Below are 12,407 nucleotides of genomic sequence, written 5' to 3'. Positions count from 1 at the left end.
AACTGGCGCGTAGCCAATACTGGTGCTCCATGGCGCCGGGCACGAATGGAGTGGCATGAACGATACTCAGCGCGATATTGTCAGCGCAGGTTTTTCCCTGGCCTTGATCGCCGTGACGGCGTTCGTCATGCAGCGTTTCTTTTTGCCGCTCGTGTGGGCCGGCATCCTGTGCGTGGCCACCTGGCCCCTGTATTTGCGCGTGCGCGCGGCCCTGGGCCAGCGCCCCATCGTGGCGGCGGCCGTGCTGACCCTGGCGTTCGCCTGTATCTTCATCGTTCCCGTGCTGTTCGGCGTGGCGCAGGCGGCGCGCGAAGTGCCCGTGCTGGCCAATTTCGTCGTGCATGCGAATACGGACGGCTTGCCCGTGCCGGACTGGGTGGCGCACATTCCGCTGGCCGGCAGCGCCATCGGCGACTGGTGGCAAGCCACCCTGAGCCAGCCCCACGGCCTCGGCCACTTCTTTGCTGGCAGCGCCGTGGGCGGCTTTCATTCCGCGCGCGACATGCTTAAGGTGCTGGGCGCGGACGTGTTCCACCGCCTGGTCGACTTCGGCCTGGCGTTTTTATGTCTGTTTTTCTTCTATAAGGATGGCGAAGCGCTGACGCGCCAGATCACGGCCGTCGGCAGCCATTTCCTGCGCCCCGAACGGTGGGGCCGCTATGCGCAAAAGATTCCCACCGCCATCCGCGCGACCGTCAACGGCCTGGTGCTGGTCGGCCTGGCCGAAGGCGTGCTGATCGGCATCGCCTACGCCATCGCCAGCTTGCCGTCGCCGGCCCTGTGGGCGTTCGCCACGGGCATCCTGGCCATCATCCCGTTCGGCGCGCCGCTCGCTTATCTGTGTGCGGCTGCCTTGCTGGTCTTCCAGGGCAGTGTGGGCGCCGCCATCGGCGTGGCCGTGTGGGGAACCGTGGTGCTGTTCGTGGCCGACCATTTCGTGCGCCCCGGCATGATCGGCAACGCCACCCGCTTGCCTTTCCTGGCCGTACTGTTCGGCATTCTGGGCGGCGTGGAAACCCTGGGCCTCGTGGGCCTGTTCATCGGCCCCGTCGTGATGGTGCTGTTCGTCACGCTTTGGTACGAAGCGAACGTGTTTGACACGACGCTGCCAGTGCAAACACCTGCCAGCCCGGCCGCACCGGAACGCACACAGTAATGAGGGGTCGGCCAGCGTTGCCGCTGGCCGGTACTGGCGAGCTCCCGGCGTGGCCGGACGGAGCTGACTTTACAACAGGGTACGAGTACCTTGTTTTAAAGTCATTCTTAATGTGCCTTGGATAGAATGAGCAACCAACGGCGCATCAGCAGCACTTCAACATAGCCCGGCTCGATGCCCGTACCGCACTCGATCAGGGGATTGACGGTGTAGTAGCGCTTGCGGAAGTCGCGGCAGACGAGGATTTCGCGCTTGCCCATGCGGACGAGGAAAGAGCTTGGGGCGTATTCCAGGCCGAACCGTGAGCCAAAACCGCTATTCAATGTTGCCATGACAATTCCTTTGAGGGAGATGTGTTGAACGAGTCATCAGAATAGCATAACTACTGTATGAATACACAGCTACTGTATGAATAAACAGTATTTTTTTACTGGTGTGGTTTTTTTGATCATCACCGGGAACAGGAAAGAGAGATGAGTTTGCAAGAGAAAAATGACATGAGCATGACCACGGGCTGGACCACGAAACTGCGCCGCTTCGTCGAGGCGCGCCTGTCGCCCGAGGGCGAGCTGGGCCTGCATATGACGGTGGGCGTGGTCCTGATGCTGGTGGCCATCGTCGTCTTCCACGAGATCGCCGAAGCCGTGATGGGCATGGAGCAAATTACCGTAATCGACTTGCAGGTGGCGCAGTGGTTCAACCAGCATGCCGTGCCGTGGATCACCACTTGCCTGCTGGTCGTTACGCACATGCATGGCGTGATCGGCGCCATTACTCTGGCCGTCTTGCTGGGCTGGTATCTGCACCGCAAGGGGGCAGATTACTGGCTGTTTACCCTGGTTATCACCATGCCGGGCGTCATGTTTTTGAACCTGCTGCTAAAGTACATTTTTGTCCGCGCGCGGCCCAGTTTTGACGAGCCCATCCTGCAGACGGCCCTGAGCACCTACAGCTTTCCGAGTGGCCATACTGCCACCTCGACAGCCCTGTACGGCTTGCTGGCCGCCTACCTGATTTGCCAGACGGCGCCGGGCGCCTGGGGCAAGCGCATCGCCATCGCGCTGGGCGCTTTCCTGATGGCGGCGCTGGTGGGTTTCAGCCGCATCTACCTGGGCGCGCATTACCTGAGCGATGTACTGGCGGCCATGGCGGAAAGCTATGGCTGGCTGGCCATCTGCATCGCCGGCGTGTCGACCCTGCGCCGGCGCCGGCATATCCGGCAAACCAAATAAGGGGAAACTGTCCTGAGCAAAATTGCAGTCATCATCAATGGAGGCGCCGGTTGCGGCTATGCGCCCGACTGGGCGCAGCAGCTCGAAGCGAAATTCGCCGCCGTGGGCCTCGACGCCGACATCACCCTGGCGCAAAGCGGCACCGAGATGATCGCCACGGCCGAACGGGCCCTGCGCGATGGCGCGCCCATCGTCGTGGCCGGCGGCGGCGACGGCACCATCAACGCCGTGGCCTCTGTCGTTATCGGCAGCGGCACGCCGTTCGGCGTCTTGCCGCTGGGTACCTTGAACCATTTCGCCAAGGATTTGAATATTCCGCTCGAGCTCGATGCGGCGATTGCCAACGTGGCGCAGGGCGTGCCGCACCAGGTCGACGTGGGCGAAGTCAATGGCCGTATATTCCTGAATAATTCCAGCCTGGGCCTGTATCCCGATATCGTGCGCGACCGCGAAAAGCAGCAGCGCCGGCTGGGGCGGGGCAAGTGGCTGGCCTTCAGCTGGGCCCTGGTGGCGGCCTTGCGCCGCTATCCTTTCCTCAGCGTGCAATTGACACTCAACGATGCCGTGCATGCGCGGCGCACGCCATTCGTCTTCATCGGTAATAATGAATACATGATGGAAGGCTTGAATATCGGCGAGCGCGAACGGCTCGATGGCGGCCAGCTGAGCTTGTATGTGGCGCAGCGTCCTGGCCGCCTGGGCTTGCTGAAGCTGGCCTTGCACGCGCTGTTCGGCAAGTTGTCGCAAGCCAAGGATTTTGATGTGCTGACGGCTACCGACCTGGAGGTGGCCACGCACCACCGCCGCCTGCGCGTAGCCACCGATGGGGAAGTGACGATCATGAATACGCCGCTGCAGTACCGCATCCACAAGGCCGCGCTGGCCGTGCTGGTGCCTGCGCCGGCACTTTCTGGGGAGTAAGGCCATGCGTACCATCGTGCATTTGTCCGACTTGCATTTTGGCAGGGTCGATGCGGACCTGCTGGCGCCCTTGCGCGCGCTGATCGAACGCCTGGAACCGGATGTGGTCGTCGTCTCGGGCGACCTCACGCAGCGCGCCCGCAGCGCCCAGTTCCAGCAGGCGCGGCAATTTCTCGACAGCTTGCCAGGGCCGCAAATCGTGGTGCCGGGCAACCATGATGTGCCCCTGTACAACGTCGTTTCCCGCTTCCTTACCCCGCTGGTGAAGTACCGGCGCCATGTGACGGACGATTTGTCGCCCGAATATGTGGACGAGGAAATCGCCGTGCTGGGCATCAACACGGCCCGTTCCCTGACGTTCAAGGATGGCCGCATCAGCCACGAGCAGATCGATTTTCTGCGTGAACGCCTGGGCAGTTTGCCGCCCGGCCTGACGCGTATCATCGTCACCCACCATCCATTCGACTTGCCGGAAAACTTCGATGAAGACGACCTGGTCGACCGCGCCCCGCAAGCCTTGCAGATGTTTTCCGAATGCGGCGTGGATTTATTGCTGGCGGGTCATTTGCATGCCAGCGTGGCGGGCAACACAGCCGAGCGCTACAAGATCGCCGGCTACGCGGCCCTGATGGTGCAGGCGGGTACGGCGACCTCGACGCGGGGCAGGGGCGAGTCGAACTCCTTCAACGTGCTGCGCGTGGAAAACAGCTGTATCAGGGTCGAGCGCTACAGCTGGAATGAAGACAGCGCCGACTTTGAAAAAGTCAGCACGGAAGCGTTCGAGCGCCAGGGCGGCGTGTGGGCCAGCTTGCGGCCGCTGTGAGGCGTCGCGTCGCGTCGGATGGTGATTTCACTAAAGATGGCGCGCCGCATCCATGCGGTCGTGCAGAATACGCACGATGGCAATGCCATAGTTCGTGATGCGAAAATAAATCATGTGCCGTCCGACTTTGCGGCGCCGGTAGCCGGGCCGAATCTGCTCGCATGCCGGCGCGGTCTCTGGCGCGCCTGCCAGGTCATCAAAGGCCGCCGTCATGCTGTCAAGATAATGACTGGCCTGCTGTACGCCCCAGCGCTGTACCGTATAAGCCCAGATCGCCTCAAGGTCATGCTCGGCGGCAGGCGTGAGCCGGTATTCAGCCATGCGCCGCCAGCATTCTCTGCTTGAACGCCTTGGCGTCGAAAGGCTGGGGTTCGCCGCTTGCCTCTCCTTCCATCAGCGCCGCGCGGATCGCATCGAGTTCGGCGCTGCGTTCCTGTTCACGCCGGATCAGGTCGCGGATGTATTCGCTGTCGTTGGTATAGCGCCCCGCATCAATCTGCGCCTTGATCCAGTCGTCTTGCTGATCCGTCAAGGTAATGGTCTTGCGCACGGTAGCCATGGTAGTCAACTCCAGAGATGAGCAGCACGACGATTGTCATACTATTGGTGCAATATAGTGCATATCCATGCAAATATCCAGTTGCCCCATCGGTGCTTACAGCCAGTAATTCATGAAACGCGCCGCCCACTCCTTCATGCGGTCCGAGAGCGGCCGTGTTTCCCATTTCGCCTTGGTGATCTCTTCCGAATCGCGCAAGTCTTCCTGGAAGGCGTTTTCCATTTCGCGGCCGAAACTGTCGCCCAGCACGATCACGTTCAGTTCGCTGTTGTGCAGGAAGCTGCGCATGTCGATGTTCGTCGAGCCTACCGTTGACCAGGCGCCATCGATGACGGCTGTCTTGGCGTGCAGCACGGCCAGTTTCAAATGAAAAATGCGGATGCCGCCAGCCAGCAGCTGGTCGTACAGCGCGTGTCCCGCATGGAACACGAGGCCGCTGTCGGATACGCCGGGCAGCACCACGGTCACGTCCACGCCCCGCTTGGCCGCCGCGATCAGGGCGTCGACCGTCTGCTGGTCGGGCACGAAGTAGGCGGACGTGATGTGGATCGATTTCTTTGCTTCCTGGATGGCCAGGATATACGCCTTGTAGATTTCAAAGCCGCCCTCGGGCTCGCTGGCCACGACGCGCACCAGCTTGTCGCCCACTTCCGACAGCACGGGGAAATAGTTGGCGTCAGGCAGGTCGGCCTGGTCTTGCTGGGCCCAGGTGCGGATGAACAGCCACTGGAAGGCGGCCACGGCCGGGCCTTCCACTTTCACATGGGTATCGCGCCAGCCCACGTCTTTCTTGTCCGTGGGTTTCGATTTCGAGCGGAACAGCGAGCTTTTCGCATAGGTATCGCTGATATTGATGCCGCCCGTAAACGCCATCTTGCCATCGACGATCAGCACCTTGCGGTGGTCGCGGTTGTTGATCTTCCAGTCGTCGCCCTTGAGCTTGGCGGGATTGACGGGGTTGAAGGCCACCAGGTGGATGCCGGCCGCGCGCATGCGGTCAAAGAACGCTTGCGGCACGCCGATGGTGCCCACGCTGTCGTAGATGATGTTGACCGTCACGCCCGCTTTCTGCTTTTCGATCAGCATGTCGGCAAATTTCAGGCCCAGCGGATCCTGGTCAAAGATATACGTTTCCAGGTTGATGCTGGTCTTCGCATCGCTGATGGCCTGGAACATGGCGGCCATGGTTTGCGGGCCGTCAAACAGCAGGGTCACCTTGTTGCCCTTGATCAAAGGCACGCCCGTGGCCGCTTCTTCCAGCGCGGCCTGGGTCTTCAAGTCCATGCCGGACTTGGCCCAGCGCTTGTTGAGCAGGGCGGCGCGGCTGTTGACGTTGAGCACGGCGCCCTTGCCCGTGATGACTTTGGGCTTGGCCACCGGCTCCAGGGTGGTATTGAGATTCTTGACATTGGGCAGCGAGGCGCATGCAGCCAGGGTCCAGCACAGCAGTAGGGCGGTGAGGCAGGGTTGCATGCGCCGAGCGGTCATTTTTGAGCCTTGTTCGTCAGTGACAGGGTTGCCGACTCGTCAAGCAGTGCCAGCGGTGGCGGGTTTTTCGAGCCGAAGAAGAAGACGATGGGCGAGCGCAGGAAGCGCTTGCCCAGAATCTTCAATAATTGCATGCCGTGCTTGAAGCGCACCTGGCGCGAACGCAGGGCCACCCACAGGGCCAGGCCGAAGCTGACGAGCAGGTTGGCCGTGCCGATGGCGAAGATGCCCGACAGCGACTTGACGGCCAGTTGCCAGCTCATGTTGTGGTCGAGGCCCACCAGGGCCGTGGCGAAGTTGGCGGCCGAGAACGTGATGTGGCGGATATCGATCGGCAAGCCGATCAAAAAGCCCAGGGTGCCGATGGAGCCCAGCAAGATACCGAAATAGAAGTTACCCATCAGCCCGCCCAGGTTGTTTTCCAGATACAGGCCCAGCCGTTGCAAGCGCTCCTGGCCGATCACCCGGCCCAGGCCGCGCAATTGCGCGATGCGCTGCGCCCAGCGCGTGTACAGGGCCTGGTTGTCATAGTAGCCGGAAATCAGGCCTGCGACGAACAGGCACACGCCGGCGATCATCGCGTAGAAGATGGCGGGGCTGCCGATGGGGTCGATATCGTGCAGCAAGTGCATGGCCTTCTCGGGCGTGACCAGGTTGTGCCCCGTGATCGCCTTGTAGCCGAGTGCGATCAGCCAAGCGGTGGGAATGGCGGTGGCCAGGTTGCCCAGCACGGCCATGTTTTGCGTGCGGAAGACCTTGTTGATCAGTTCGGCCATGCTGTCGAGGTCGATATTCCGGCCATCCTTGCTGTGCAGGCCGGCGGCGATGCGCGAGGCCGTCATGGCCGGCTGCTTGGTGGCGACCGTGAAGTGCAGCAAGTGGATGAACATGAAGCCGATCGAGTAATTCATGCTGAACATGAACGCTTCGACCAGCGGCGCCGAGCGCAGATACGACATCAGTATCTTGAACAGAGCCATGAAGCCAATGATGATGCCGGCGCCTGCGGACGAGAGGAACATGGCGCCCATTTCGCGGCGGTTTTCCGCGATGTAGTGCTCGCCCGTGCGGCTGGCGTTTTCCGTCACATTGCGCGCCAACAAGTTGATATTGTCGGAAAACAGGTCGCTGACCTTGTACTTGTGGTTATGCGCGCGTATTAGTTCCAGCGCCAGCCCGACGGCGCCCGCGCGGCGGCGGCTGACGGGTTGCGGGTGCAGCAAGTCTTGCGTGGCGTCGACCGTGATGGCGGCGATGTCCACGTTGTTCGATGCGGGCAGTTCGCCGCTCGTGTCGACGAGGAACAGGAGCTTGCGCAGGCGCTCGATGCTTTGCGCCAAGGCTACCAATAAATACGTGAGGGGAATGCTGGTGCCCTGGTACAGCGCCTTCTTGCGGATCTTGGCGATGACGGCGTCGCACTGGTCCAGCATCACCAGCAAATGGCGCGCGTCCTCGATGTGCTCGATGTCGCCGTGCAGCAGGCTCGTGTAGGCGTCCAGGTAGGCGTTCACTTCCGTGTTTTGCACCATAAACGGCGACTGGAACACTTCGATTTCATTGTGGAAACGCGTCAGTTCCGGTTCCAGCCCCATGGCGCAGACGCGGTAGGACAGGGTGCGGATGGCGTCGAGCATGCCGGGCAGCATGATGTTGCCATCGCCGACGGCCAGTTCGATATCGTCGCTGGTCAGCACGTCGAACAGTTCCAGCCAGTCCGTGGCCGGCACGTTGCTGATCCACAAATAATCGGTCTTCAGGTACAGCACCTGGTCGAGCGCGTCGTTCAGGTACTCATCGCCGAGGGCGGGCGGCAGCATGCGGTAGGCGATGCGGCGTTTCAATTCCGTGAAAAAACCGCTGTTCGACAGCACGCCGATATCGGTGTACAGGCTGGCGTGGCGGCGCGCGGCCAGCACGCGCAGCACGTATTCGTGCAGGGCGCGCGCTTGCGCGGGGTTACCTTTGAGTAGCTGGCGCAGGGTGCGCACGTTGGCAATCGCGGTGGCGCTGTCGTGGGAGCGCTTGGGACGCAGTGAGTTGAATAATTCCACCAGCAAGTCGATATTGCTGGAGTTGGGGTCAATGCGTTCGAGGATAGCTAGCATGCAGAAAAAACGGGCGAGCCGCTGTCGGTAAAACCAGTAGTGTACCGCCTGCGTCAGATCGCGCAACGTTCGCCACCGAACATTGCTTTACGGCAGGGCCTGCAATTCACGCTATTTTGCCGCAAATTGCCACCAATCATGGTCAATCTTGCGTGTTGTCAGTGTACGACGCATTTCCTGGGGCTAAGCTGAAGTTTCTGTTGTACAACGCACGGATGGCTGGACAAAAAGCGGGGATAAGGTAACACTGAGATCAGACACACAGCGCATGTCCTGATCAATACCGGGAAGTTTCAACTCACGTTACCGAGATATTTATCATGAAGACCTCGTATTTTGCGCTTGCTGTGATAGGGATGGGGCCTTTCGCGCTGGGCGCGACGGCCCAGGCTGCCGATGGCGCAGGCAGTGCCGCATCCAGTAACGTTGCCGTGTACGGCGTGCTCGACGCGGGCATCGTGGCCGAACGCGGCTGCGCCGCCAATTGCGCCGGCGCCAAGGTGTCCGGCGGCGTCGCGTCCGGCTCGCGCCTGGGCGTGCAGGGCCGCGAAGCGCTGGGAAATGACGTCTCCGCCGTGTTTACCCTGGAAGCGGGCATCCAGAATGACACGGGCCAGTCGGAAGAGGGCCGTTTGTTCGGCCGCCAGGCCTACGTGGGCCTCGACAGCCGCCTGGGCGCACTGACTCTGGGGCGCCAGTACAATCTGCAATACCTGACCCTGACCGACGTGGCCGACCCGTTCAAGGGCGGCATGGCCGGCAGCGCCGGCAATCTGGCCGGCTACAGCGTGAAACGCTACGACAATACCGTCAAATACGTCACTCCCGCCTTGCGCGGCGTGACCGCCAGCGCCATCTACAGTTTCGGCGAGTCGCCGTACAGCAGCGCCAACAACCGCGCGTATGGCGCCACCCTCGGCTATTCGTCCGGCGCCGTGAATGTCAGCGTGTCGCACCAGCGCAAGAACAACTTCATCCTCGCCTCCGGCACTTTGCCCGCCATCGACATGTCGGCCCGCAACACCTTGATCGCGGCCAATATCGACCTGAAAGTGGCCACCGCCTTTGCCGCCGTGGGCGTGAACAAGGGCTATGGCAGTTCGCCGTGGGATCCGAACAATGCCTACAGCTCGCTGGCCCTGTCGATGTCGTCGTCGGACAGCCGCGACACCTTGCTGGGCGTGTCCGTGCCCGTGGGCGGCTTCAAGCTGCTGGCCTCGTACGTGCGCAAGGATGACCGCGACCTGGCTGATCGCGATGCCAAGCAGGTGGCCGTCGGCCTCACGTATTCGCTGTCAAAACGCAGCGATTTCTACGCGTCCTACGCGAAGATCCACAACAAGAATGGCGCCCGCTACACGGTGGGCAATGCCAGCGATGCGGGCCGCGGCGATGCCGCCTTCAATATGGGCTTCCGTCACGGTTTCTGACCAGCAGCGCTTGATCGCGCAGGGCACGTTGCTCCCAGCCACTTGCCGTTGCTCGTTACATTCACCTGTTCCGGCGTGCCGCGCGCGCTGGTGGTCACCGCCAGCTGCATGTTGAACGCCTGCTCGCCGCTGAACAAGACCTTGCCTTCGCCGCTCGATTTCGGATTCGCGCACGTGAACGACACGTGCATGCCGCCCGCGATATCCTTGTTCTTCGAGGTGCAATCGCCGGGCTGGCCCGTGGGAATCTGCTTGCGCGCGGCCATTTCCGGCGTCACGCACGCCGTCACGCGCACGGCGCCGTCTGCGCCCACGGTGGGCATGGCCATGCCGCGGCTGGCCGCCATGCTTTCCAGCTGCTTGCGTTGATCGGGAGGAAGGTTGCCCAGCTGCTGCAACACCATGGACATGGCGTTGTCGGTGGCGGCGTCGGGCGATGCCATCTTGCTGTCGACTTGCCACAGGCCCGGCTTGATGGTGGTGGAGGGCGAGGCGGCCTGGGCGCTGGCCTGGCTGCCCAAGGCGGCGCAAGCCAGCAGACTCAGGCGTAGCAAAGAATGTTTCATGTTGGCGTCTCCAAAAAAGGCAGACCCCAGCATACGGCATGGCAAGCGGGGCACGCTTGCCATTGTGTTACAAACTGTGATCAGGCTCGATGCGGCGCACGTCGACGCTGGCGATGCGGCGCTCGTCGGCCTCGAGGATTTCATAGCGCAGATCGTCGAGTTCCAGCACTTCGCCCACGGCCGGCATGTTTTCGAAATGCGCCAGCAGGAAGCCGGCCAGCGAGTTGTATTCGCCGTCTTCGCTGACCAGGGTTTCCGTCTCGAACACTTGCTCCAGGTAATGCAGGTCCGTCGCGCCGTCGATGCGCCAGTGGCCGGGGCCCAGCACTTCCACGTCGGGCTGCTCGTCCTCGTCGGGGAATTCGCCGGCGATGGCTTCGAGGATGTCGATCGGCGTGAGCACGCCTTGCACTGTGCCGAACTCGTCGACCACCAGCACCAGCTGGCCGCGCGAGCGCTTCAGCGTTTCCATGGCTTTCAGCACGCCGGCCGCTTCCGGCACGACGACGGCTTCGCGCATGCTGGCCGGGTCGATCTTGCCGTGCGACACCAGGTCCTCGATCAGGTCCTTGCTGCGCGCGATGCCGACCACATTGTCGAGGTCGTCATTGCAGACAGGAATCATGCTGTGCGGCGTGTCGCGCAGCAGCTGCAGCATCTTGTCGCTGCTGTCGTTCAGGTTGACCCACGACACGTCGCCGCGCGGCGTCATCACGGAGCGGATCGAGCGCTCGGCCAGGGTCAGCACGCCGCTGACCATGTTGCGCTCTTCCACGCCGAAGGCGGAGACGTCGGGCAATTCCTTGACTTCGTGCTCTTCGACGGTTTCGCGGCCCTTGCGTCCGCCCAGCAGGCTCAGCACGGCTTGCGCCGTGCGGTCGCGCAGCGGGGCGTTCGATTGCAGCTTGAGGAAGTTGCGGCGCGCCAGCTGGTTGAAGAACTCGATGACGATGGAAAAGCCGATGGCCGCGTACAGATAGCCTTTCGGAATGTGGAAGCCCAGGCCTTCGGCCACCAGCGACAGGCCGATCATCAGCAGGAAGCTCAGGCACAGCACGACGACGGTGGGGTGGGCGTTGACGAAGCGCGTCAGCACTTTCGAGGCCAGCATCATGACGACGATGGAAATGACGACGGCCGCCATCATCACGTACAGGTTTTCCACCATGCCGACGGCCGTGATGACGGCGTCGAGCGAAAAGACGGCGTCGAGCACGACGATCTGCGCCACCACGAGGCCGAAGCCGGCGTAAACTTTCGGGCCCGTCTGGGCGTGCGTGACGCCTTCGAGGCGTTCGTGCAGTTCGCTGGTGGCCTTGAACAGCAGGAACATGCCGCCGAGGAGCAGGATCAGGTCGCGCCCCGAGAACGAGAATGTCCATATGGAAAACAATGGCGTCGTCAGGGTGACCAGCCAGGAAATCAGCGAGAGCAGGCCCAGGCGCATGACGAGGGCCAGGGTCAGGCCCAGCACCCTGGCCTTGTCGCGCTGGTGCGGCGGCAGCTTCTCGGCCAGGATGGCGATGAAAATCAGGTTGTCGATGCCCAGTACGATTTCCAGTACGACCAGCGTCAGCAGGCCGACCCAGATTGTCGGGTCAAATAACCATTCCATGTGTGTAACCTTGTAAAGTCAGTAAGTATCAAGCTTGCCTGGCGGCTGGTGCCCCGGGCGTGATGGGTGCTGCCGTGTTCGTCTCAGTGGCGGACGCGCGGCGGCCGGGTGGCCAGCCGCACGTCCGCTTCGGAAAGTGCGCCCGGTCCCGCTTGCCAAATGATGGCGTAAAACGGTACGGCCTGGCGCGAGCTCGGGTACAGCGTGATGGGATCGTTGTCGCATTCGTTGGCGTCGCAGCTGTCGCCGGGCTGGCCGGCATCGTGGCAATCGGCGGCAGGCGTGGCGGTAACGCCGGCGACATCAAGGTGCTGGAATGGGGAGGGGCTGGCGTAGGCCATGCTGGCGAACGCCTGGGGTAACGCGATGAAAACAAAAAGGCAGAGCAGGACGAGAGCTCGTCTCATATACAGGCAGATAGTTCTGGAACCGTGGAGTATAACACGGGCAGATAACAGCTTGATGACAGGGACTTGCGCAAGTGACAAGCATGACGTAAATTGTGAAAT

At 61.9% G+C, this 12,407-nt stretch carries 13 protein-coding genes; 5 read left to right on the top strand and 8 right to left on the bottom strand.

Features of this window, described 5'->3' with window-relative positions:
* Positions 1-55: 55 nt before the first annotated feature.
* Positions 56-1,156: an AI-2E family transporter gene (locus tag AC54AG_RS23615; RefSeq protein ID WP_051992014.1), complete on the top strand. Its 1,101-nt coding sequence runs from the start codon at positions 56-58 to the stop codon at positions 1,154-1,156.
* 107 nt (positions 1,157-1,263) lie between these two features.
* Here the strand turns inward: AC54AG_RS23615 and AC54AG_RS23610 are convergent, their stop codons facing one another.
* The gene (locus tag AC54AG_RS23610) at positions 1,264-1,488 is read right to left on the bottom strand and encodes a hypothetical protein (RefSeq protein ID WP_010396348.1); all 225 of its coding nucleotides are present in this window, start codon (positions 1,486-1,488) and stop codon (positions 1,264-1,266) included.
* A gap of 141 nt (positions 1,489-1,629) precedes the next feature.
* On the opposite strand from AC54AG_RS23610, the gene AC54AG_RS23605 reads away from it, so the two are divergent.
* Genes AC54AG_RS23605 through AC54AG_RS23595 form a run of 3 tightly spaced genes read left to right on the top strand, consistent with a single transcriptional unit; the run spans position 1,630 to position 4,132 of the window.
* Positions 1,630-2,388 carry a phosphatase PAP2 family protein gene (locus AC54AG_RS23605; RefSeq protein ID WP_496631717.1) on the top strand — a complete coding sequence of 253 codons (759 nt, stop codon included), beginning with the start codon at positions 1,630-1,632 and terminating at the stop codon, positions 2,386-2,388.
* A 12-nt stretch (positions 2,389-2,400) separates the two neighbouring features.
* Entirely contained in the window at positions 2,401-3,309 is a 909-nt protein-coding gene (locus AC54AG_RS23600; protein ID WP_072456413.1) for a diacylglycerol/lipid kinase family protein, read from the top strand.
* Between the two features lie 4 nt (positions 3,310-3,313).
* Positions 3,314-4,132: a metallophosphoesterase family protein gene (locus tag AC54AG_RS23595; RefSeq protein ID WP_070304111.1), complete on the top strand. Its 819-nt coding sequence runs from the start codon at positions 3,314-3,316 to the stop codon at positions 4,130-4,132.
* A gap of 30 nt (positions 4,133-4,162) precedes the next feature.
* Here the strand turns inward: AC54AG_RS23595 and AC54AG_RS23590 are convergent, their stop codons facing one another.
* The 4 genes from AC54AG_RS23590 to AC54AG_RS23575 form a co-directional block, all read right to left on the bottom strand.
* A complete protein-coding gene (locus tag AC54AG_RS23590; protein ID WP_034758985.1) occupies positions 4,163-4,453 on the bottom strand; it encodes a type II toxin-antitoxin system RelE/ParE family toxin in 291 nt (96 codons plus the stop codon).
* Positions 4,446-4,691, bottom strand: a complete 246-nt coding sequence (locus AC54AG_RS23585) for a type II toxin-antitoxin system ParD family antitoxin (protein ID WP_034758982.1) — start codon at positions 4,689-4,691, stop codon at positions 4,446-4,448. The genes AC54AG_RS23590 and AC54AG_RS23585 overlap by 8 nt, the downstream gene beginning before the upstream one ends.
* A 96-nt stretch (positions 4,692-4,787) precedes the next feature.
* Positions 4,788-6,164, bottom strand: coding sequence for a cardiolipin synthase (gene cls, locus AC54AG_RS23580; protein WP_442907314.1), 1,377 nt, complete (start codon positions 6,162-6,164; stop codon positions 4,788-4,790).
* Positions 6,165-6,175: 11 nt separating this feature from the next.
* A complete protein-coding gene (locus AC54AG_RS23575) occupies positions 6,176-8,287 on the bottom strand; it encodes a site-specific recombinase (protein WP_496631716.1) in 2,112 nt (703 codons plus the stop codon).
* A 320-nt stretch (positions 8,288-8,607) separates the two neighbouring features.
* Between AC54AG_RS23575 and AC54AG_RS23570 the strand changes: the two genes are divergently transcribed.
* Positions 8,608-9,717 carry a porin gene (locus tag AC54AG_RS23570; protein WP_072456419.1) on the top strand — a complete coding sequence of 370 codons (1,110 nt, stop codon included), beginning with the start codon at positions 8,608-8,610 and terminating at the stop codon, positions 9,715-9,717.
* On the opposite strand, the gene AC54AG_RS23565 is transcribed toward AC54AG_RS23570, so the two are convergent.
* The 3 genes from AC54AG_RS23565 to AC54AG_RS23555 all read right to left on the bottom strand — a co-directional run bounded on the left by AC54AG_RS23565 (position 9,705) and on the right by AC54AG_RS23555 (position 12,239).
* Positions 9,705-10,283, bottom strand: coding sequence for a DUF3617 domain-containing protein (locus tag AC54AG_RS23565; RefSeq protein ID WP_496631715.1), 579 nt, complete (start codon positions 10,281-10,283; stop codon positions 9,705-9,707). The two genes, AC54AG_RS23570 and AC54AG_RS23565, sit on opposite strands and share 13 nt — an antisense overlap.
* A gap of 67 nt (positions 10,284-10,350) precedes the next feature.
* Positions 10,351-11,898: a TerC family protein gene (locus AC54AG_RS23560; protein ID WP_331778819.1), complete on the bottom strand. Its 1,548-nt coding sequence runs from the start codon at positions 11,896-11,898 to the stop codon at positions 10,351-10,353.
* A gap of 83 nt (positions 11,899-11,981) precedes the next feature.
* Positions 11,982-12,239: a hypothetical protein gene (locus AC54AG_RS23555; protein ID WP_034758969.1), complete on the bottom strand. Its 258-nt coding sequence runs from the start codon at positions 12,237-12,239 to the stop codon at positions 11,982-11,984.
* Between the last annotated feature and the right edge of the window lie 168 nt (positions 12,240-12,407).

It is taken from the genome of Janthinobacterium sp. BCJ23, from assembly GCF_059617945.1.
The sequence above is the reverse complement of the archived record's forward strand: the minus strand, read 5'-3'. Positions and strand labels throughout refer to the sequence as shown.

Bases quoted from the DNA above. Each gene is read 5' to 3' on its own strand.
- AC54AG_RS23595 (WP_070304111.1), top strand. From the start codon at position 3,314: ATGCGTACCATCGTGCATTTGTCCGACTTGCATTTTGGCAGGGTCGAT.
- AC54AG_RS23575 (WP_496631716.1), bottom strand. From the start codon at position 8,287: ATGCTAGCTATCCTCGAACGCATTGACCCCAACTCCAGCAATATCGAC.
- AC54AG_RS23555 (WP_034758969.1), bottom strand. From the start codon at position 12,239: ATGGCCTACGCCAGCCCCTCCCCATTCCAGCACCTTGATGTCGCCGGC.
- AC54AG_RS23590 (WP_034758985.1), bottom strand. From the start codon at position 4,453: ATGGCTGAATACCGGCTCACGCCTGCCGCCGAGCATGACCTTGAGGCG.
- AC54AG_RS23570 (WP_072456419.1), top strand. From the start codon at position 8,608: ATGAAGACCTCGTATTTTGCGCTTGCTGTGATAGGGATGGGGCCTTTC.
- AC54AG_RS23610 (WP_010396348.1), bottom strand. From the start codon at position 1,488: ATGGCAACATTGAATAGCGGTTTTGGCTCACGGTTCGGCCTGGAATAC.
- cls (WP_442907314.1), bottom strand. From the start codon at position 6,164: ATGCAACCCTGCCTCACCGCCCTACTGCTGTGCTGGACCCTGGCTGCA.
- AC54AG_RS23585 (WP_034758982.1), bottom strand. From the start codon at position 4,691: ATGGCTACCGTGCGCAAGACCATTACCTTGACGGATCAGCAAGACGAC.
- AC54AG_RS23560 (WP_331778819.1), bottom strand. From the start codon at position 11,898: ATGGAATGGTTATTTGACCCGACAATCTGGGTCGGCCTGCTGACGCTG.
- AC54AG_RS23565 (WP_496631715.1), bottom strand. From the start codon at position 10,283: ATGAAACATTCTTTGCTACGCCTGAGTCTGCTGGCTTGCGCCGCCTTG.
- AC54AG_RS23615 (WP_051992014.1), top strand. From the start codon at position 56: ATGAACGATACTCAGCGCGATATTGTCAGCGCAGGTTTTTCCCTGGCC.
- AC54AG_RS23605 (WP_496631717.1), top strand. From the start codon at position 1,630: ATGAGTTTGCAAGAGAAAAATGACATGAGCATGACCACGGGCTGGACC.